Below are 20,748 nucleotides of genomic sequence, written 5' to 3'. Positions count from 1 at the left end.
CTCAGTCGACGGTCACGTAGTCGGGGCCCCAGTAGGCACCCGTGGCGAGCTTGTTGCGCTGCATGAGCACGTCGTTGAGCAGCGACGACGCCCCGAACCGGAACCAGTCGGGATCGAGCCAGTCGCCGCCCGCGGTCTCGTTGACCGCGACGAGGTACTTGATCGCGTCCTTCGACGTGCGGATGCCGCCGGCGGGCTTGACCCCGATCGGGACGCCCGTGAGCGCCCGGAAGTCGCGCACGGCCTCGAGCATGACGATCGTCACGGGGAGCGTCGCGGCGGGCGAGACCTTGCCGGTGCTCGTCTTGATGAAGTCGGCGCCCGCGAGCATCGCGAGCCACGACGCGCGGCGCACGTTGTCGTACGTGGCGAGCTCGCCGGTCTCGAGGATGACCTTGAGGTGCGCGTGGTGCCCGTTCGCCCGGCACTCCTCGCGCACGGCGACGATGTCCTCGTAGACCTGGGAGTAGCGCCCGGAGAGGAACGCACCGCGGTCGATGACCATGTCGATCTCGTCCGCGCCCGCCTCGACGGCGTCGCGCGTGTCCGCGAGGCGCACGGCGCGGCTCGCGCGGCCGGACGGGAACGCGGTCGAGACGGCGGCGACCTTGACGCCCGTCCCGGCGAGCGCCTCCACCGCGACGGGGACGAGGTCGTTGTACACGCACACGGCGGCGGCGGACGGGCACGTCGGGTCGGCCGGCTCGGGGCGGACCGCCTTGGCGGCGAGCGCGCGGACCTTGCCGGGCGTGTCCGCACCCTCGAGCGTCGTGAGGTCGACCATGCGGATGATCGTGTCGAGCGCCCAGGCCTTGGACGTCGTCTTGATCGAGCGGGTGCCGAGCGCCGCGGCGCGGCCGTCGGCGCCCACCTTGTCCACCCCCGGCAGGCCGTGGAGGTAGCGGCGCCAGGCGGTGTCGTCGAGGAGGGCGGAACCGGTCACGGAGCGCGCGAGATCGGCGATCTCGGCGGCGGACCGGTCGGCGGAACCCGGGGTCGCCGGGGCCGTTCCGGTGCCCGCCGGGCCGGTCGCGGCGACCGACGTCGGTGTCGTTGTGCTCATCGCACCAGGTTACCCGTCGGTACGCCTCGTGGCGGGTCCGGTGGGGCCGGGGCGCGGGCCGTCCCGAGGGCTCAGAGGCCCAGGGCGCGCTGCATGTCGGCCTTGACGCGGTCCAGGCGGTCGCGGGCTGCGGCGCGGGCCGCCGTGAGGTCGTCGTGCGACGCGTCGGGGGCGACGGGCAGCACGACCTCCAGGTAGCACTTCACCTTGGGCTCGGTCCCGCTCGGGCGCACGATGACACGCGTCCCGTCGGCCGTGAGGATGCGCACGCCGTCGGTGGGCGGCAGGCCGTCGAGACCGGCCGACAGGTCGGTGACGTCGGAGACGCCGGCGCCGGCGAGCGTGCGCGGGGGAGCCGCCCGCAGGTGGGTCATCGTCTCGCCGATGCGGTCGAGGTCGGTGAACCGCGCGGAGAGCTGGTCGCTCACGTGCAGCCCGTGCGCGCGCGCCAGGTCGTCGAGCGCGTCGACGAGCGTGCGACCCTCGGCCCTGAGCCGGTTCGCGAGCTGCGCGACGAGCAGCGCGGCGCTGATCCCGTCCTTGTCGCGCACGTGCGCGGGGTCGACGCAGTAGCCGAGCGCCTCCTCGTACCCGAACACGAGCCCGTCGACGCGCGAGATCCACTTGAAGCCCGTGAGCGTCGTCGCGAAGCCGAGCCCGTGCGCGGCCGCGATCTTCCCGAGCAGGCGCGAGGACACGACGGAGCACGCGAGCACCCCGCCGGCCGCGCCCGAGGCGACGGCCCGCCGCGCCACGTCGTCCCCGAGCAGGGCGCCCACCTCGTCGCCGTGCAGCATGCGCCACCCGTTGGAGCGGGCGGTCTCCGCGCCCTGGTAGGTGCCGACGCGCGGGTCGAACACCGCGACCGCGCAGCGATCGGCGTCGGGGTCGTTCGCGAGCACGACGTCGGCCGCGGAGTCCTGGGCGACGGCGAGCGCGAGGTCCATCGCGCCCGGCTCCTCGGGGTTGGGGAACGCGACCGACGGGAAGTCGGGGTTCGGGTCGAGCTGCTCCTCGACAGGGATGACGGTCGTGAAGCCCGCGTCGCGCAGGACGCGCGCGACCGTCTCGCCGCCCACGCCGTGCAGCGCCGTGGTGACGACCTTGAGGCGACGGGGGGCGCCGTCGGACAGCGCGAGGACCGACCGGACGTACGCGCCGACGATCTCCCGGTCCAGGACGGTCCAGCCGGTCCCGGCGCGGGGGACGGAGCGTGCCGGGCCGACCGCCGCGATCGCGGCGGCGATGCGCGCGTCGTACGGCGGCACGATCTGGGCGCCCTGCCCGGAGTCCGTGACGACGCGCCCGCCGAGATAGACCTTGTACCCGTTGTCGGCGGGCGGGTTGTGGCTCGCGGTCACCATGACGCCCGCGTCCGCGCCCAGGTGGCGCACCGCGAACGCGAGCACCGGCGTCGGCAGCGCCGTCGGCAGGACGAGGACGTCGAGCCCCGCCGCGGTGAGCACGGCCGCGCTGTCGACCGCGAACGCGCGTGACCGGTGCCGGGCGTCGAACCCGACGACGACGCGAGGCCGGGCCGCGCCGCCCGCCCCCGCGGGGCCGAGCGCGTCCAGCAGGTATGCCCCGAGCCCCGCCGCCGCGCGGATGACGACCGCGCGGTTCATGCGGTGCGGACCGGCGGCCATGCGCCCGCGCAGACCCGCGGTGCCGAACTCCAGCGGTCCGGAGAACCGGTCCTGGAGCTCGGCGAGGGCGGCGGCGCGCACGTCGTGCTTGCGCGGGTCGGGCGAGTCCGCGAGGTCGAGCAGGTGGCGCAGCTCGTCCTGGTCGCCCGCGTCGACGTCGTCGTCGATCCACGCGGTGACACGCTCGAGGAACGCACCGCGGTCGGTCCCCGGGTCGAACGTCGGGTCGTCGGCAGGGTCGGTCCGGTAGCCCGCGGTGCGGTCCGTCATGTCACACCAGCTTCGCGATGTCGGCCAGGAGGGCGCTGATCCGGGGTCCCGCGGCCTGGCCGGCCTCGATGACCTCGGCGTGGGAGAGCGGCGTCGGGCTGATGCCGGCGGCGAGGTTCGTCACGAGCGAGACGCCGAGCACCTCGAGACCGCAGTGACGCGCGGCGATGGCCTCGAGCGTCGTCGACATGCCGACCAGGTCGGCGCCGAGGACGCCCGCCATCCGCACCTCGGCCGGGGTCTCGTAGTGCGGCCCGGGGAACTGCGCGTACACGCCCTCGGGGAGCGTCGGGTCGACGCGGTGCGCGAGCTCGCGCAGGCGCGGGGAGTAGACGTCGGTGAGGTCGACGAACGTCGGGCCCTCGAGCGGGCTGCGGGCCGTGAGGTTGATGTGGTCCGAGAGCAGCACGGGCGTGCCCGCGCCCCAGTCCTGGTTGAGGCCACCGCACCCGTTCGTGAGGATCAGCGTCTCGGCGCCCGTCGCGGCGGCCGTGCGCACGCCGTGCACGACCGCACGCACGCCCTTGCCCTCGTACAGGTGCGTGCGCGAGCCGAGCACGAGCGCGTGCCGTACCGAGCCGTCCGCCCGCTCGACCCGGATCGACCGCGTCACCGAGAGGTGCCCTGCGACCGCGGGGGCCGAGAAGCCGGGGATCTCGTGCGTCGGGACCTCCGCGACGACCTCGCCCAGCAGCTCGGCCGCGCCGCCCCACCCCGAGCCCAGCACGAGGGCCATGTCGTGGCCGTCGACCCCCGTGGCCTGCGCGATGTGGTCGGCGGCGGCCCGCGCCACGAGGAACGGGTCGGTCGCGGGGTCGTCGAGCGGGGGTGTGCTCGCAGGCGTCGTCGTCATGGTCGCAAGGCTAGTCCGTCCCCGGGCGCGCGACCCGACGAGCGACCCGCGTCCCGCGGGCACCATGACCGGCCGCGGCGTCTCGCATGCTGACACGAGGGGACGCGACGGCCTGACAGAATGTCCCGCGTGACGCACGCGAGCATCGACCATCAGGCCACCCGCATCGTCGTCCTCGGAGGTGGGCCCGGCGGCTACGAGGCCGCGCTCGTCGCCCGCCGGCTCGGCGCCGACGTGACCGTCGTCGAACGCCAGGGCCTCGGCGGCGCGGCCGTCCTGACCGACGTCGTCCCCTCCAAGACCCTCATCGCGACCGCCGACTGGATGACCATCGCCGAGCGCGCCGCCGAGCTCGGCATCCGCCTTCCTGTCGACACCGCCAAGGCGCAGCACCCCGCCATGCGCCGCCACATCGTCGACCTCGAGGCGGTGAACACGCGCGTCATGGCGCTCGCCGCCGCGCAGTCCGCGGACATCCACGCGCGCCTCGAGCGCGAGGGCGTGCGCGTCGTGATCGGCGCGGGCCGGCTGGACGGCCCCGCGCGCGTCGTCGTCGACTCGCCGGACGGCGCGGACGGCCCGCTCACGCTCGACGCGGACGTGATCCTCGTCGCGGTCGGCGCGACCCCGCGCGTCCTGCCGACGGCGCAGCCCGACGGCGAGCGCATCCTCACCTGGACCCAGCTCTACAACCTGTCCGAGCTCCCGGAGCGGCTGATCGTCGTCGGGTCCGGCGTCACGGGCGCCGAGTTCGCCGGCGCCTACAACGCGCTCGGCTCGGACGTCGTGCTCGTGTCGAGCCGCGACCGCGTGCTCCCGGGCGAGGACGCCGACGCGGCCGAGCTGCTCGAGGGCGTGTTCCGATCCCGCGGCATGACGGTCATGTCGCGGTCCCGCGCCGAGTCCGCCGAGCGCACCGCGGACGGCGTGCGCGTGACCCTCGCCGACGGCCGCGTCGTCGAGGGCTCGCACGTCCTCATCGCCGTCGGCGCGATCCCCTCCACCCAGGGCATCGGGCTCGAGGAGGCCGGGGTGCGCCTCACCCCGAGCGGGCACGTCGAGGTCGACAAGGTGTCGCGCACGTCGGTGCGCGGCGTCTACGCGGCCGGCGACTGCACCGGCGTCCTGCCGCTCGCGTCGGTCGCCGCGATGCAGGGCCGCGTCGCCATGTCGCACGCGCTCGGCGACGCCGTCGTGCCGATCAAGCTCCGGACCGTCGCCGCGAACATCTTCACCGCGCCCGAGATCGCGACCGTCGGGTACAGCGAGGAGCAGCTCAAGGCGCAGAGCAGCAAGTACGTCACGACGGTGCTCCCGCTCGCGCGCAACCCGCGCGCCAAGATGCTCGGCATGCGCGACGGCTTCGTCAAGCTCTTCGCTCACCCCGAGGCGGGGGTCGTGCTCGGCGGCGTCGTCGTCGCGCCGCGCGCGAGCGAGCTCGTCTTCCCCATCACGCTCGCCGTGTCGCACCGGCTCACGGTCGACGACGTCGCGTCGGCCTTCACCGTCTACCCGTCGCTGTCGGGCTCCATCGCCGAGGTCGCACGGATGCTGCACCACCGCGAGGACTGACGGCGCCGCCCTCCGGCGAGCACCTCAGGCGAGCTCCTCAGGCGAGGGTGGCGACGAGCCTCCGGGCGCTCGCGCCCGCGTCCTCCGGGCCGGTGACGAACGTGCGGTGCGCCAGGTCGCGCGTGCCGACGTCGTCGAACCACTCGGCGAGGAAGTCGTGGCCGTCGCGGACCCAGTCCGTGCCCTTCGACGCGACCGACCGCGCCCGCAGCACCGTCAGGGCGTCCTCGCGGTCGGTGCCGGGCAGGACGAGGACGACGTGCGGCACGGGCGTGAGCGCAGCGCGCACGCGGTCCCGGCACGCCGGGTCCGTGTACGACGCGTGCCCCGCACCGAGCGCGAGCACCGCGCCGGGGTGCTCGGCGACCGCACGCTCGACGGCGTGCGCTCGTGCCGGCTCCCACTCCCGTTCTGCCGCGACCCGGCCGACCACCGCGAAGCGCTCGACGAGCCGGTCGACGCTCCACCCGACCTCCGGGTAGTAGCGGTCCGCGACGGCGTCGAGGTCGACGAACGGCGCCCCGAGCAAGCCGGCCACGAGCTCGCCGATCGTGGACTTGCCGGTGGCCGCGGGGCCGAGCAGGACGAGGACCGGCGCGACGGCCCGGCCGTCCGCCCGCTGCCGCGACACCTCAGAGCCGGCCGTCGAGGCGCAGCGTCCCGTCCGCGAACGCGAGCTCGGTGAGCTGGAACCCCGGGAAGGTGTGCTCGAGCACGCCGCCGAGCAGCGCCTGCACGTCGACCGCGACCCGCGCGTCGGGCAGCACGCGCACCGCCTCCGGCGGCAGCCCGTGCGAACGCAGCGCGCCCTGGAGCGGGGCCTCGACGAAGCCGAGCAGCTTGTGCGCGGGCAGGCCGGCAGCGTTGGCCTCGACCGCGAGCACCGCGGTGCCCGCCACGACCGACTCGACGTGCAGCGTCGCCCGCACCACGGGGACCAGCCGGGCGGCGAGCCTGAGCGCCGACGGCGGGTCGGGCACCTCGCGCAGGTCGACGACGACGCGCACGTCGTCGCCCTCACCGGTCACCGAGCGCACGTACGGCGGCAGACCGCCCGTCGCACGCGCGATCTCCACGGCCTCGGTCACGGTCAGCTCGATGCGCACCCGCCGACCCTAACCTCCGCCGAGACCGATCCTTGGCGGGACCACGGTTCTACTTTGGCGGACCAGGGTTCTACCTCGCGGGTCCACGGTTCTACCTCAGCGGCGAGGGCGCCCCGCCGCGGACCCGCCACGCGGGCCGGGAACTCGGCACGGCGGTCCGGCGGGTCCGGGCGGCGGAGCGCGGGACGTCGGGGCGTCGGTACGCTGCGCGCCGTGAACTCACCGAGCGAGCAGGGCGGGGCTGGGGGCGTCGGTACCGCGACGTCGGACGCGGGAGACCCGACGTCGGAGCCGGAGGACGCGGGAGACCCGACGTCGGAGCCGGAGGACGCGGGAGACCCGACGTCGGAGCCGGAGGACGCGGGAGACCCGACGTTGGAGACGGAGGACGCGGCGCGGGCCGAGATGTACCGGTGGTCGGTGCCGCTCCGGGCGGTGCTCACGGTCGTGGCCGGGGTGTGCCTGCCGCTGACGGTATGGGCCGTCGTCCGCGCGACCCAGGTCCCGACGCCGTTTCCGTGCGGGCCCGAGACGTCAGGTCCGCCGTGCCCGGCGGACGTCGGGGCGCTGATCCTCGGGGCCGCGGTGACGTTCGTCGGTGCCATGTTCTTCGGGATCGTCGCGGCGATCATGGGCGCGACGCCGACGCGACTCGCGCGACGGTTCGGGTTCCTGTACCTGCTGGCGGTGCTCGTCGGGTGCGTCCTGGCGGAGCCGTGGGCGGACGCCGTGGTGCGTGCGCTCACGTAGGCCGACGCCGCCGGGATGCGACGGCGGGCCGAGAGGGCGGGCTCAGTCGCGGGCGCGGAGCTCGGCGAGCAGGGGCCGGTGGTCGGACGCGGTGACCTCGAGGACCTCGAAGCTGCGGAAGGTCACGGCGTCGGACCCGAAGACCCAGTCGATGCGGTGCGCGGGGGCCACGGACGGCGACGTGAGCGCGTCCGGGTCGCCGGCGACGTCCTGACCGCTCTCGAGGCCCTCCTCCTCGAGGAACGTGATCTCGTCCCAGCCGGGCTCGGCGTTGAGGTCGCCCGCGAGGACGTACGCCCCCTCGACGGGCTCGTCGGCGAGGAGCGTCTCGAGCTGGTCGAGGCGGGTCGGCGTGTTCTCCTCGCGGTGCTGCAGGTGCACGGACGTCACGCGCACCGGGACGCCCGCGGCGTCGAGCGTCGCCGAGATCGCGGAGCGCTCCTGCGGCCCGGCACCGTAGGGCAGGGCGTGGCGCGCGACGTCGGCGAGGTCGCCGCGCAGCGGGTCCCACAGGATCGCGTTGCCGAACTGCCGGTCGGCCGCGGGGACGAAGACGACGCGCATCCCGGTCTCGCGCGCGAGGTAGGTCGCCATGTCCGCGCCGCCGCCGAGCACCCAGCCGCGGGAAACCTCCTGCAGCGTGACGACGTCGGCGCCCGAGTCCTCGATCGTCGCGACCATCTCGTCGAGCCGGACCGACGGGTCGGCGCTCACGCCGTAGTGCAGGTTCCAGTCGAGCAGGCGCAGGTCGCCGACCGGGTAGTCGGCGACGGCGGACGTCGTGGTCGGCACGTGGACCTGCGTGACCCCCACGAGCGCGAGCACCGCGACCGCCCCGCCGACGGCGAGCGGCACCGGGGTGGTCCCGGCCGCGCGCTCGTCGCTGCCCGGCGGTGGGGGGTCGCCCGCGGAGGCCGCGGCGCCCCGGGCGCGGAGCCCGGCGACGACGGCGGGAACCGCGAGCGCGAGCGCTGCGGCCACGGGCACGAGCGTGTGGGGGAACGGGAGCGGGACGTCGTACTCGAGCTGGTACCCGAGCAGCGGCACGGCGATCCCGAGCCCGGCCACGCTCGCCGCGCCGGCGAGGCGCAGCCAGGTGAGGGGGCGCGCGGTGCGCGTCAGGGCGAGCGCGAGGGTGCGCGCCGCGGCGGGCACGAGCAGCACCAGCAGGACGAGGAGCGCCCAGCCCCCGACGGTCCCGGGTCCGTCCAGGCGCGGCACGGCGAGGAACACCACCGCGACGCCGACGACGAGCACGGCAGAAGACACCCACGGTGACCCGGGCGGGGTCGACCGGCCCGCCCACGGCACGAACCACGCGGTGAGCAGGGCCGCGACGGCCAGGGCGGCGACCGCGAAGGGCAGCGCGACGCCCGTCTGGGACGCGGAGAACGCGGGGTTGGCGAGCACCTGGACCAGCAGCGCGACGGACGGACCGAGCACCCACAGCCCGCGCGACCCCGGCCACGCGGACCGTCCCCGCAGCGCCCACGCGCACGCGACCGCCGCGGCGGCGACCACGACGGTCACGACCCACCCCGCGACGTCGGACCGCCAGTAGGCGTCCCACGTCCCCAGCGCGGCGCTCAGCGCTCCGGCGAGGAGCGCCCCGAGCACGACGCCGAGGGCGACGAGCGACCCGCGCGCGAGCCCGCCGGGCCGGGACGGTGCCGGGGCACCCTCGGACCCGGGTGCCGGGCCGGTCTCGCCCCCCGAGCCGCCTGTCGGGCCGCCGGTCGGGGTCCCGCTCGCGAACGCCGCGACGAGCACGAGCACCCCGATTCCGAGGGCGACCGTCGCAAGCCCGACGCCGTACCGCACGAGCCCGAGGTCGACGCCCCCGGCGATCGCCGCACCGAGGCCCTGGAGCGCGAGGCGCGCCACGACGAGCGCCGCGACGGCGAGCAGCACGACCTTGCCGGTGAGCTCGAGCCGCGCCGCGATCATCACGACGAGCACGCCGGGGGCGGCGTACGTCGCGACCGCCGTGAGGGCGACGGTGACGACGCCCGCGGAGAACGCGTGGTCGAGCAGCGGGCCGCTCGACCGCACGAGCTCGACGACGATCGCGGTGACCGTCACGACGAGCAGGAGCGGGACGGCGGTCGCCCGGTCGTACCGGGTGCCGGGCCGGGAGACCGACGGGGCGGACGGGGGCTGCGCTGCGCTCACGAGGCACGACGCTACCGGGCGGGCGCTGTGATCCGCACCACACGATCGGGTCTTCCGTGCCAGACTGGGGGATCGGCTGCGACGGCGCGCCACCACCTCGGCGCGCGAGGAGGCGAGGACGTGGAGACGACCGCTGGGATCTCCCCGCTCGCGGGGGACGCCACGAGCGCCCCGCCCGCGACGGACGACGAGCAGGCGCGCGCCGGGGAAGCGCGCATCGGGCACTGGGTCGCGGGCGGCCTGAGGACGGACGCGGAACGGTACGGGCCGGTCCACGACCCGGCGACCGGTGAGGTCACCGGTGGGGTGGCGCTCGCGTCGGCGGCCGACGTCGACGCCGCGGTCGCCGCAGCGCGGGACGCGTTCCCCGCGTGGCGCGCGACGAGCGTCTCGCGGCGCGTCGAGATCCTCTTCGCGTTCCACCAGCTCCTCGTCGACCACCGGGACGAGATCGCGGCGGTCGTGAGCGCCGAGCACGGCAAGGTGCTCTCCGACGCGGCGGGCGAGGTCGCCCGCGCGCTCGAGTGCGTCGAGTTCGCGTGCGGGATCGGCCAGCTCCTCAAGGGCGGGTACACGGAGCAGGCGTCGGCGGGCGTGGACGTGCACGAGGTGAAGCAGGCGCTCGGCGTCGTCGCCTGCATCACGCCGTTCAACTTCCCGGCCATGGTGCCGCTGTGGATGATCCCGAACGCGATCGCGTGCGGGAACACGGTCGTGCTCAAGCCGAGCGAGCGCGACCCCTCGGCGTCGCTCGTCGTCGCGCGCCTGCTCCAGGAGGCGGGGCTGCCCGACGGCGTCGTGAACGTCGTGCAGGGCGACCGGGTCGCGGTCGAGCGCCTGCTGGAGCACCCCGATGTCGAGGCCGTGAGCTTCGTCGGCTCGACGCCCGTCGCGCGCCACGTCTACGAGACGGGGACCCGGCACGGCAAGCGCGTCCAGGCCTTGGGCGGTGCGAAGAACCACATGGTCGTGCTGCCCGACGCCGACGTGGACGTCGCGGCCGACGCGGCGGTCTCCGCGGCGTACGGGTCCGCGGGCGAGCGGTGCATGGCGGTCTCCGTGCTCGTCGCCGTGGGCGCGGTGGCCGACCCTCTCGTCGAGGCGATCCGCGAGCGCGTGGCGCGCCTCGTCGTCGGGCCGGGCTCCGACCCCGCGTCGCAGATGGGCCCGCTCATCACGGCCGAGCACCGCGACCGGGTCGCGGCCCGCGTGGGCACGGCGGCCGAGGAGGGGGCGACGCTCGTCGTCGACGGGCGCGAGGCACCCCCGGGCACGGGGGCCAGCGCTCCCGAGCTGGGGCAGGGGTTCTTCCTGCACCCCACGCTCGTCGACCACGTGCGGCCCGAGCACACGGTGTACCGGGAGGAGATCTTCGGGCCGGTGCTGTCGGTCGTCCGGGCGGAGTCCTACGACGAGGCCGTCGGGCTCGTGAACGACAACCCCTACGGCAACGGCGCGGCGATCTTCACGCGCGACGGCGGCGCGGCGCGCGCGTTCGAGGTCGACGCGCGGGCCGGGATGATCGGCGTCAACGTCCCCATCCCCGTGCCGGTCGGCTACTACTCGTTCGGGGGCTGGAAGAGCTCGCTCTTCGGGGACCTGCACGTCTACGGGCCGGAGAGCGTGCAGTTCTACACGCGCACGAAGGTCGTCACGACACGCTGGCCCGACCCGTCCACGGCGGGCGTCGACCTCGGCTTCCCCCGGACCCGGTGACGGGCAGGGAGTGACGATGACGACGCACCAGGAGGCCGTGCGAGGGGCCGAGCGGTCGCGCACGCGCGACGACGACCGGTACGTCTTCCACTCGTGGTCCGCGCAGGGCGCGATCGACCCGCTGCCCGTCGCGGGCGGCGAGGGGGCGTGGTTCTGGGACGAGGACGGCAACCGCTACCTCGACTTCGCGTCCCAGCTCGTCAACCTCAACCTGGGCCACCAGCACCCGCGCCTCGTCGCGGCGCTCCAGGCGCAGGCCGGACGCCTCGCGACGGTCGGGCCGACGTTCGCCAACGACGTGCGGGGCGAGCTCGCGCGGCTCATCACGGAGCGCGCGCCGGGCGCGCGGACCGGTGGCACCCCGGCGGGCGGGGCGGGCGACGACCGGCGGTGGCGGGTCTTCTTCACGAACGGCGGGGCGGACGCCGTCGAGAACGCGGTGCGGCTCGCGCGCCTGCACACGGGGCGCGCCAAGGTGCTGGCCGCCTACCGGTCGTACCACGGCAACACCACGACGGCGATGTCCCTCACGGGCGACCCGCGGCGCTGGCCCAACGAGGTCTCGCCCGACCCGCACGTGCGCCACTTCCTCGGGCCGTACGCGTACCGCTCGGCGTTCGGGGCGCGCGACGACGCGGAGGAGGGCGAGCGCGCGCTCGCCCACCTGCGCGAGGTCGTGCAGCTCGAGGGGCCCGGGACGATCGCGGCGATCCTGCTCGAGACGATCGTCGGGACGAACGGCGTGCTGATCCCGCCCGACGGCTACCTCGCGGGCGTGCGCGCGCTGTGCGACGAGCACGGGATCCTCCTGGTCACCGACGAGGTGATGGTCGGGTTCGGACGCGTGGGCGAGTGGTTCGCCGTGGACCGGTGGGGCGTCGTGCCGGACCTCGTGACCTTCGCCAAGGGCGTGAACTCGGGCTACGTGCCGCTCGGTGGGGTGATCATCGGGGAGCACGTCGCACGGACGTTCGACGACCGCGTCTTCCCCGGTGGCCTCACCTACTCCGGCCACCCGCTCGCGTGCGCGGTCGGGGTCGAGACGGTCCGCACGTTCGAGGACGAGCGGATCCTGGAGCGGGTGCGGACGCTGGGCGCCGACGTCATCGGCCCGCGGCTGCGCGAGATCGCCGCCCGGCACCCGAGCGTCGGGGAGGTCCGCGGGCTCGGGTTCTTCTGGGCGGTCGAGCTCGTGCGCGACCGCGAGACGCGCGAGCCGCTCGTCCCGTTCAACGCGAGCGGGCCCGCCGCCGCGCCCATGGGTGCGGTCGTCGCGGCGATCAAGGAGCGCGGCGTGTGGCCGTTCGTGCACTTCAACCGCCTGCACGTCGCCCCGCCGCTCGTCACGTCCGCCGACGACCTCGAGCACGGCATCGCCGCGATCGACGCGGCCCTCGACGTCGCCGACGAGCAGGCCGAGGCGGCGCGGGAATGACACACCGGACACCCGAGGAGGGTTCATGACCACCGTGCGAGCCGCGCTCACCCAGGTCCGCTGGACGGGCGACAAGGAGTCGATGATCGACGTCCACGAGAAGCACCTGCGCGACGCCGCCGACCAGGGCGCGCAGCTCGTGTGCTTCCAGGAGCTGTTCTACGGGCCGTACTTCTGCCAGGTGCAGGACGCCGCGTACTACGCGTACGCCGAGTCCGTCCCCGGGCCTACGGTCGAGCGCTTCTCGGCGCTCGCGGCCGAGCTGGGGACCGTCGTCGTGCTGCCCGTGTACGAGGAGGAACAGCCGGGCGTGCTCTACAACACCGCGGCGGTGATCGACGCCGACGGGCGCTACCTCGGCAAGTACCGCAAGACCCACATCCCGCACGTGCGCGGGTTCTGGGAGAAGTTCTACTTCCGCCCCGGCAACCTGGGCTACCCGGTGTTCGACACCGCCGTCGGGCGCGTGGGCGTGTACATCTGCTACGACCGGCACTTTCCCGAGGGTTGGCGCGCGCTGGGCCTGAACGGCGCGGAGATCGTGCTCAACCCCAGCGCGACGAGCCGCGGGCTGTCGAACTACCTGTGGAAGCTCGAGCAGCCGGCGGCGGCGGTCGCGAACGAGTACTACGTCGGCGCGATCAACCGCGTGGGCATCGAAGACCTGGGCGACGACGACTTCTACGGCACGTCGTACTTCGTCGATCCCGAGGGCTCGTTCGTGGGTGACCCGGCGGACGACCACGCCGAGGAGCTCATCGTGCGCGACCTCGACCTGGACCTCCTGCGCGTCGTGCGCGACCGGTGGCAGTTCTACCGCGACCGCCGCCCCGACGCCTACGACGACCTCACCCGGCCCTGAGCCGGGACCCGAGACCCGTACCGAGGGGAGACCACGCGATGCCGCACACGCTGATCCGGGGAGGGACCGTCGTCGGGCCCACGGGCTCGACGCTCGCCGACGTGCTGGTCGACGGCGAGCAGGTCGCCGCGCTGCTGCGGCCGGGGGACACGAGCCTGGGCGCGGACCTCGCCGCGACCGCCGAGCGCGTGATCGACGCGACGGGCAAGTACGTCATCCCGGGTGCCGTGGACTGCCACACGCACATGGAGCTGCCGTTCGGCGGGACGAACGCGTCGGACACGTTCGAGACCGGCACGCGGGCCGCTGCGTGGGGCGGCACGACGACGATCGTCGACTTCGCGGTCCAGCGCACCGGGGAACGGGTGCAGGACGGGCTCGCCGCGTGGCACGCGAAGGCGGACGGGCGGTGCGCGATCGACTACGGCTTCCACCAGATCCTCGGCGGCGTCGACGACGACTCGCTCAAGGCGATGGACGAGCTCGTCACGGAGGGCATCACGAGCTTCAAGCTCTTCATGGCCTACCCGGGCGTGTTCTACAGCGACGACGGACAGATCCTGCGCGCCATGCAGAAGGCGCGCGACAACGGGTCGGTGATCATGATGCACGCCGAGAACGGCATCGCGATCGACGTGCTCGTGCGCGAGGCGCTCGACCGCGGCGACACCGCCCCGTACTTCCACGGCACGAGCCGCCCGTGGGAGACCGAGGAGGAGGCGACGCACCGCGCGATCATGCTCGCGCGCCTCACCGGCGCACCGCTGTACGTCGTGCACATGTCCGCGAAGCAGGCCGTCGCGACGCTCGCGCAGGCGCGCGACGAGGGCTGGAACGTGTTCGGCGAGACGTGCCCGCAGTACCTCTACCTCTCGCTCGAGGAGCAGCTCGCCGCGCGCAGCGAGGAGTGGGGGGACTTCGAGGGCGCCAAGTGGGTGTGCTCGACGCCGCTGCGGTCGCGCGCCGAGGGCCACCAGGACGAGCTGTGGCGCTACCTGCGCACGGGCGACCTGTCCGTCGTGAGCACCGACCACTGCCCGTTCTGCATGAAGGAGCAGAAGGAGCTCGGGCGCGGCGACTTCTCGAAGATCCCCAACGGGATCGGCGGCGTCGAGCACCGGCTCGACCTGCTCTACCAGGGCGTCGTCGACGGGCGCATCACGCGTGAGCGCTGGGTCGAGCTGTGCTGCACGACGCCGGCGCGCATGTTCGGGCTCGACGGTCGCAAGGGCGTGCTCGCCCCGGGTGCGGACGCCGACGTCGTCGTCTACGACCCCGCGGGGCGCACGTCGATCGGGTACGGGAAGACGCACCACATGAACATGGACCACTCCGCGTGGGAGGGGTTCGAGGTCGCCGGGCACGTGGACGTCGTCATGTCGCGCGGGCGCGTGGTCGTCGAGGACGGCATGTACCACGGCAGCCCCGGGCACGGACGCTTCCTGCGCCGCGGGCTGTCGGCGTACCTGCGCTGAGCAGCGAAGGACGGCAAGGACCGGATCGGAGGCGGGCATGGACCTCGGGGTGGTGCTGCAGAACGACCCGCCCGCGTGGCGGGTCGTCGACCTCGCACGGCAGGCGGAGACCTACGGGTTCTCCCACGTGTGGACGTTCGACTCGCACCTGCTCTGGGAGGAGCCGTTCGTCGTCTACTCCCAGATCCTCTCCGCGACGCACCGGGTCACCGTCGGGCCGATGGTCACCAACCCCGCGACGCGCGACGTCACCGTCACCGCCTCGCTGTTCGCGACCCTCAACGAGATGTTCGGCAACCGGACGATCTGTGGCATCGGCCGCGGCGACTCCGCGGTGCGCGTCATCAACGGCCGCCCCGTGACGCTCGCCGAGCTGCGCGAGGCGATCGGCGTGATCCGCGGCCTCGCGTCGGGGGAGACCGTGGAGTACCGCGGCTCGACGCTGCGCCTGCCGTGGAACCCCGACTCCCGGCTCCCGGTGTGGGTCGCCGCCTACGGGCCGAAGGCGCTCGCCCTCACGGGCGAGGTGGGCGACGGTTTCATCCTCCAGCTCGCCGACCCCGACGTCGTCGCGTGGTCGGTCGCCGCCGTCCGGTCCGCGGCCGAGCGCGCGGGACGCGACCCGGACGCGGTGCGCATCTGCGTCGCCGCACCCGCCTACGTGACGGGCACCGCGCCGTCGAACGGCGAGGCCGGACGACGCGCGCTCGCGCACGCGTACGACCAGTGCCGGTGGTTCGGCGGGATGGTCGGCAACCACGTCGCGGAGATCGTCGCGCGCTACGGGCCGGGCGGGTCGGAGGAGGGCGCGGGCGTGACGATCCCGCACGCGCTCACCGACTTCGTCGCCGGGCGCGAGGGCTACGACTACAACGAGCACGGGCGTGCGGGCAACACGCACACGACGTTCGTCACCGACGAGATCGTCGACCGGTTCTGCCTCGTCGGGCCGCCGGAGCGGCACGTCGAGCGCCTCCAGGAGCTCGCCGCGCTCGGGGTCGACCAGTTCGCCGTCTACCTCCAGCACGACGCGAAGGACGAGACGCTGCGCGCCTACGGCGAGACGGTCGGCCCCGCGGTGCGCGACCTCGCCCGGGCGCGCGAGTGAGCCGCCGCATACCCGCCCTGCGTTTCCCGTCCCGCGTGACCGCCGGCGCGACCCAGCTCCTGTGACTGCCGGCGTGACCCAGCCCACGTGACCGGCGCGCCGTGGCGGGACCTTCGGCCCTGTCCGGGCGTACCGCCGGATTCCTACGGTCGGGACCGTGGAAAACCCTCGGGGCCTGACGAGCCGGACGCCGTTCCGGGCGCTCCTCGTCCTGCCCGCCGGGGTCGCGCTGCTCACCGGCCTCGCGACCGGACTGGCCCTGCTCGGACTCCCGTCGCCCGTCCCGGCGGAGCGGGTCCAGGACGCGCACGGCCTGCTCATGGTGCTCGGGTTCGTCGGCACGCTCGTCACGCTCGAGCGCGCCGTCGCGGTGCGTCGCCCCGTCGCCTACGTCGCGCCCACCGCGCTCGGCCTCGGCGCGCTCGCGCTCCTCTCGCCCGCACCCCGCGCGCTCGGCCAAGGGCTGCTCGTCGCGGGGACCCTCGGGCTCGTCGCCATCTACGCCGCGCTCTGGAGGCGCCAGCCCGCCGTCGCGACCGCGGTCCAGGCCGCGGGCGCCGTGCTCGCCGTCGGGGGTGCCGCGCTCTGGGCCGCGGGCGTCGCGGTGCCCGACCTGCTGCCGTGGCTCGTCGGGTTCGTCGCCTGGACCGTGCTCGGCGAGCGCGTCGAGCTCGCACGGCTCGAGATCGACGCCCGGACCGAGCGCGCTGTCCTCGCCGGTGCGCTGGTCTACGTCGCCGCCGCGAGCGTCGCCCTGCTCGCGCCCGCGCCCGGGGACGCGCTCGCCGGGGCGGCGCTCGCGGCGTCGGCCGTGGTCCTGCTGCGGCGCGACGTCGCGCGTCGCACCGTCCGCGCGTCCGGGCTGCCGCGCTTCGCCGCCGCAGCGATGCTCGCGGGGTACGCCTGGCTCGTCCTCGCGGGCGCCGCCTGGGTGTTCCTCGCGGCCGGTGCCGGTCCCTCCGGCCTCGGCCCTGCGGTGACGCTGCGCTCGGGGACGACGTACGACGCCGTCGTGCACGCCGTGTTCCTCGGGTTCGGGCTGTCGATGATCATGGCGCACGCGCCGCTCATCCTCCCGGCCGTGCTGCGCCGTCCGCTCCCGTACCGCGCCGCGATGTGGGCGCCGCTCGCGCTGCTGCACGTGTCGCTCGCCGTCCGGGTCGTCGGCGACCTCGCGGGCGACGGGCCTGCGACGGTCACGGCCGTCCGCGTCGGCGGGGCGGCGAACGTGCTCGCCGTCCTCGGGTTCGTCGGGGTCGCGGTCTGGTCGGCGCTCCGAGGGGTCGAGCCAGCCGCTCGGCCCACCCCGGCGCGCGCATCAGTGGACCAGGGGTCTGCTTCGCGTGACCAGGATTCTTCCTCGGCCGACCAGGGTTCTACCTCGGCAGCCGCCGCAGTCCCGATCGTCTTCGGAAGGTGACCGTGCCCGCCTCGCCCGAGCGACCCTCGCTCCTGTCCGCCCGACCTTCCGGTCCGCTGCCCGGGACGCAGAAGGTCGGGGTGACCGGCCGGAACCTGTGGCTCCACGCCCTCGTCCTCGGCTGGTTCGTCGCGGAGGTGGTGCTCGTCGTCGTGCACCGGTTCGTGCCCGAGGCCGTGTGGCTCATGGTCCACGTCCTCATGCTCGGCGCCGTGAGCACGGCCATCCTCGTGTGGAGCCAGCACTTCGCCGACACGATGCTGCGCCGACAGGCACCGGGCGGCCGCCCGCTGCACGTCGCGCGGCTCGCCGCGCACACGGTCGGCGCGCTGCTCGTCGTCGCGGGGCTGCTGGCCGACGTCTGGTCCCTCGTGGTCGCGGGCGGGGTGCTGGTGGGCGCGGGGGCGCTCACGCACGCGACCGTGCTCGCGCTCCAGGGCCGGGGCGCGCTGCCGTCGCGCTTCGGTCGGCTCGTCCGCTACTACGTGGTCGCTGCCGCGTGCCTGCCGGTCGGCGTGACGCTCGGCGTCCTCATGGCCCGCGGCGGCGCGGGGACGGAGGCGTACGGCCGCCTCTACGTGGCGCACGTGACGCTCAACGTCCTCGGGTGGGTGGGTCTCACGGTGCTGGGCACGCTCGTGCTGCTGTGGCCGACCGTGCTGCGCACGCGCATCGAGCCCGACGCCGACGTCGCGGCCCGCCACGCGCTGCCCGTGCTCACGACCGGGATCCTGCTCGTCGTCGCGGCGTGCGCCGTCGGGTGGCGGCCGCTCGTCGCGGCCGGGGCCGCGGTCGTGCTCGGCGGCACCGTGATGGTCGGTCGGCACCTCGCGGCGCAGGGCCGGGCGGCGCAGCGCCGCGCGTGGGGGTTCGCCGCGTGGAGCCTCGCCGCGTCCGTCGTGTGGTTCGCCGGGAGCGTGGCTACGTTCGGGATCCAGGTCGCCGCGGCGCCGTCGTGGGCCGCGGCGCAGGACGCGATCGGCGGGCTGCTGCTGCCGTTCGTCGTCGGGTTCGCCGCTCAGGTGCTCCTCGGCGCCCTCACCTACCTCGTCCCAGTCGTGCTCGGCGGCGGCCCGGCGCGACGCCGCCGCACCGAGGCGGTCGTCGGCGCGGGCGGCGCGTACCGCGTGATCGTCGCGAACGGCGGTCTCGCGCTGTACCTCCTGCCGCTGCCGTCGTGGGTGCGGGTCGGGCTGTCGCTCGTCGTCTTCGCGACCTTCCTCGCCTTCCTCGTGCTGGCGCTGCGCGCCGTGATCGTCTCGCGGGGCGACGCGGTCTCGGGAGACGACGCGTCCCTGCCGGCGGCCGCGCCGTCCCCGGCCCAGCCGCCCGTCCCAGGGGCAGCGAGCCTCACGACGGGCGCTCCGCCGTCGGGCACGCGCCGCGGCGACGCCGCACGCGCCGTCGCCGCCCTCCGGGACGCGCAGGCGCGTCGGCCGCTCGCGGGCGCGGTGACGGCCGCCGTCGCGACGCTCGCGCTCGCCGTCGTGGGCGGCGTCGCGGCCGACCCGGTCGCGGCCGGTGTCGGTTCCGGTGCCGTGGGGGGTGGCGCCGTCGCCGGGACCGGAGGGGCCGGCGTGCCGGTCGCGGCGACCGGCCGCACGACGACCGTGCAGGTCGAGGCCGCCGACATGCGGTTCGTCCCGGACACCATCACCGTGCCCGCGGGCGACCGGCTCGTCGTCGAGCTCACCAACACCGACGACGACGTGCACGACCTCGTCCTCGAGGACGGCACGACGTCGGGCCGCGTCGCACCGGGGGAGACCGTCACGGTCGACGTCGGCGTGGTGAGCGGCGACCTCGACGGCTGGTGCTCCGTGGCCGGGCACCGGCTCATGGGCATGACACTCACGATCGACGCCGAGGGCACCGGCTCGGAGGGGTCCGGCGGGACGCTCGCGGCCAACGACGGCACCGACGCGCACCACGGGCACACGAGCGCGGGCTCGGGCGAGGAGGACTCGCTGGCCGCGTCCGACGTCGACCTCATGACACAACCGGGCGACGGGTTCACCGCGCGCGACGCGACCCTCGCTCCGGCCGAGATCGACCCCGCAGGCGAGCCCGTCGTGCACCGGCGCACCCTCACCGTGACGGAGACGGTGCAGGAGGTGGCTCCCGGCGTCGAGCAGACGGTGTGGACCTTCGGCGGGACCGCGCCCGGGCCCGTGCTGCGGGGGAAGATCGGCGACGTCTTCGAGATCACGCTCGTCAACGACGGGACGATCGGGCACTCCGTCGACTTCCACGCCGGCGCGCTCGCGCCCGACGAGCCGATGCGGACCATCGCGCCGGGGGAGTCGCTCGTCTACCGCTTCACGGCGACCCGGGCGGGGATCTGGATGTACCACTGCTCGACCATGCCCATGTCGCTGCACATCGCCAACGGCATGTTCGGCGCGGTGATCATCGACCCGCCAGACCTCACCCCCGTCCATCGCGAGTACGTCGTCGTGCAGTCCGAGCTCTACCTGGGTGCGCAGGGCGCGTCCGCCGACGACGCGAAGGTCGCGGCAGCCGAGCCCGACCTGCTCGCGTTCAACGGCTACGCGAACCAGTACCGGTACGACCCCCTCGACGCCCGGGTCGGCGAGCGCGTGCGCGTGTGGGTGCTCGACGCCGGGCCGAACCGCCCGAGCGCGTTCCACGTCGTCGGCGGCCAGTTCGACACCGTCTACCACGAGGGCGCGTACGCGCTCCCGGCCGGCACGACGGGCGGCAGCCAGGTGCTCGGCCTCCTGCCCGCGCAGGGCGGGTTCGTCGAGCTCGCGTTCCCCGAGGCCGGGACCTACCCCTTCGTCACGCACGCCATGTCCGACGCCGAGCGCGGCGCCTCGGGTGCGTTCGACGTCGCGCCGTGAGCGGACAGACCGTCCGGGGACCCGTGCCGACGACCACCGACCCAGCCCCACCACCGGCGTCACGGCGCCACGACAGGAGGACCACCATGGCAGCAGAGCCGATCGAGATCACCGAGCCCCCGCAGCACGAGGCGGCGCACGAGGAGGGGCACACGTGCGGGTGCGCGCACGACGACGCCGAGATCGTCCTCGACGTCCGCACGATCCCGCACGCGGTGCGCCACGGCGTCGTCTTCGGGGCCCTCGAGGCGCTCGCGCCCGGGGACGGGCTCGTGCTCGTCGCGCCGCACGACCCGCTCCCGCTGCTCGCGCAGCTCGAGGGCCGCGAGCCCGGCGCGTTCGACCGCGAGTACGTGTCCCGTGAGGCGACCGAGGTGAGCATCCGGCTCACGCGCAGGCCGGTGCCCGTGCAGGGCTGAGAAGCCCGGGCCGTCGA

The 20,748-nt window shown here is 74.9% G+C and carries 16 protein-coding genes; 10 read left to right on the top strand and 6 right to left on the bottom strand.

Features of this window, described 5'->3' with window-relative positions:
* Nucleotide 1: 1 nt before the first annotated feature.
* The 3 genes from deoC to FIC82_RS14985 form a co-directional block, all read right to left on the bottom strand.
* Nucleotides 2-1,063: a deoxyribose-phosphate aldolase gene (gene deoC / locus FIC82_RS14995; RefSeq protein WP_154799040.1), complete on the bottom strand. Its 1,062-nt coding sequence runs from the start codon at nucleotides 1,061-1,063 to the stop codon at nucleotides 2-4.
* A gap of 71 nt (nucleotides 1,064-1,134) precedes the next feature.
* Nucleotides 1,135-2,979, bottom strand: coding sequence for a phospho-sugar mutase (locus FIC82_RS14990; RefSeq protein WP_154799039.1), 1,845 nt, complete (start codon nucleotides 2,977-2,979; stop codon nucleotides 1,135-1,137).
* 1 nt (nucleotide 2,980) lies between these two features.
* Nucleotides 2,981-3,832 carry a purine-nucleoside phosphorylase gene (locus FIC82_RS14985; protein WP_154799038.1) on the bottom strand — a complete coding sequence of 284 codons (852 nt, stop codon included), beginning with the start codon at nucleotides 3,830-3,832 and terminating at the stop codon, nucleotides 2,981-2,983.
* Between the two features lie 120 nt (nucleotides 3,833-3,952).
* Here FIC82_RS14985 and FIC82_RS14980 point away from each other — a divergent pair, with 120 nt between their 5' ends.
* Nucleotides 3,953-5,404: an NAD(P)H-quinone dehydrogenase gene (locus FIC82_RS14980; protein WP_154799037.1), complete on the top strand. Its 1,452-nt coding sequence runs from the start codon at nucleotides 3,953-3,955 to the stop codon at nucleotides 5,402-5,404.
* Nucleotides 5,405-5,441: 37 nt separating this feature from the next.
* Here FIC82_RS14980 and FIC82_RS14975 read toward each other — a convergent pair whose 3' ends face one another.
* Both FIC82_RS14975 and FIC82_RS14970 read right to left on the bottom strand, forming a co-directional pair.
* Nucleotides 5,442-6,035, bottom strand: a complete 594-nt coding sequence (locus FIC82_RS14975; protein WP_154799036.1) for a shikimate kinase — start codon at nucleotides 6,033-6,035, stop codon at nucleotides 5,442-5,444.
* A gap of 1 nt (nucleotide 6,036) precedes the next feature.
* Complete coding sequence (locus FIC82_RS14970) at nucleotides 6,037-6,510, bottom strand: hypothetical protein (protein ID WP_154799035.1); 474 nt, start codon at nucleotides 6,508-6,510, stop codon at nucleotides 6,037-6,039.
* 213 nt (nucleotides 6,511-6,723) lie between these two features.
* Here FIC82_RS14970 and FIC82_RS14965 point away from each other — a divergent pair, with 213 nt between their 5' ends.
* Nucleotides 6,724-7,260 carry a hypothetical protein gene (locus FIC82_RS14965; protein ID WP_154799034.1) on the top strand — a complete coding sequence of 179 codons (537 nt, stop codon included), beginning with the start codon at nucleotides 6,724-6,726 and terminating at the stop codon, nucleotides 7,258-7,260.
* Between the two features lie 42 nt (nucleotides 7,261-7,302).
* Here the strand turns inward: FIC82_RS14965 and FIC82_RS14960 are convergent, their stop codons facing one another.
* Nucleotides 7,303-9,432: an endonuclease/exonuclease/phosphatase family protein gene (locus FIC82_RS14960; protein WP_168731942.1), complete on the bottom strand. Its 2,130-nt coding sequence runs from the start codon at nucleotides 9,430-9,432 to the stop codon at nucleotides 7,303-7,305.
* 216 nt (nucleotides 9,433-9,648) lie between these two features.
* Here FIC82_RS14960 and FIC82_RS14955 point away from each other — a divergent pair, with 216 nt between their 5' ends.
* From FIC82_RS14955 to FIC82_RS14920, 8 genes are all read left to right on the top strand, one after another.
* Nucleotides 9,649-11,148 carry a CoA-acylating methylmalonate-semialdehyde dehydrogenase gene (locus tag FIC82_RS14955; RefSeq protein WP_216610066.1) on the top strand — a complete coding sequence of 500 codons (1,500 nt, stop codon included), beginning with the start codon at nucleotides 9,649-9,651 and terminating at the stop codon, nucleotides 11,146-11,148.
* A 16-nt stretch (nucleotides 11,149-11,164) separates the two neighbouring features.
* Nucleotides 11,165-12,583, top strand: a complete 1,419-nt coding sequence (locus tag FIC82_RS14950; RefSeq protein ID WP_154799033.1) for an aspartate aminotransferase family protein — start codon at nucleotides 11,165-11,167, stop codon at nucleotides 12,581-12,583.
* A 25-nt stretch (nucleotides 12,584-12,608) separates the two neighbouring features.
* Nucleotides 12,609-13,445 carry a nitrilase-related carbon-nitrogen hydrolase gene (locus FIC82_RS14945; protein ID WP_154799032.1) on the top strand — a complete coding sequence of 279 codons (837 nt, stop codon included), beginning with the start codon at nucleotides 12,609-12,611 and terminating at the stop codon, nucleotides 13,443-13,445.
* A gap of 38 nt (nucleotides 13,446-13,483) precedes the next feature.
* Nucleotides 13,484-14,920: a dihydropyrimidinase gene (gene hydA / locus FIC82_RS14940; protein ID WP_154799031.1), complete on the top strand. Its 1,437-nt coding sequence runs from the start codon at nucleotides 13,484-13,486 to the stop codon at nucleotides 14,918-14,920.
* Nucleotides 14,921-14,957: 37 nt separating this feature from the next.
* Nucleotides 14,958-16,028, top strand: a complete 1,071-nt coding sequence (locus FIC82_RS14935) for a TIGR03842 family LLM class F420-dependent oxidoreductase (protein ID WP_154799030.1) — start codon at nucleotides 14,958-14,960, stop codon at nucleotides 16,026-16,028.
* A 157-nt stretch (nucleotides 16,029-16,185) separates the two neighbouring features.
* Nucleotides 16,186-17,448: a hypothetical protein gene (locus tag FIC82_RS14930; RefSeq protein ID WP_216609912.1), complete on the top strand. Its 1,263-nt coding sequence runs from the start codon at nucleotides 16,186-16,188 to the stop codon at nucleotides 17,446-17,448.
* A complete protein-coding gene (locus FIC82_RS14925) occupies nucleotides 17,445-20,312 on the top strand; it encodes a multicopper oxidase domain-containing protein (protein WP_253691207.1) in 2,868 nt (955 codons plus the stop codon). The genes FIC82_RS14930 and FIC82_RS14925 overlap by 4 nt, the downstream gene beginning before the upstream one ends.
* An 86-nt stretch (nucleotides 20,313-20,398) precedes the next feature.
* Complete coding sequence (locus FIC82_RS14920; protein WP_154799029.1) at nucleotides 20,399-20,731, top strand: DUF2249 domain-containing protein; 333 nt, start codon at nucleotides 20,399-20,401, stop codon at nucleotides 20,729-20,731.
* Nucleotides 20,732-20,748 lie beyond the last annotated feature (17 nt).

Source organism: Cellulosimicrobium protaetiae, assembly GCF_009708005.2.
GTDB classification, from domain to species: Bacteria; Actinomycetota; Actinomycetes; order Actinomycetales; family Cellulomonadaceae; genus Cellulosimicrobium; species Cellulosimicrobium protaetiae.
This window is presented reverse-complemented; position numbering and strand designations above follow the sequence as displayed.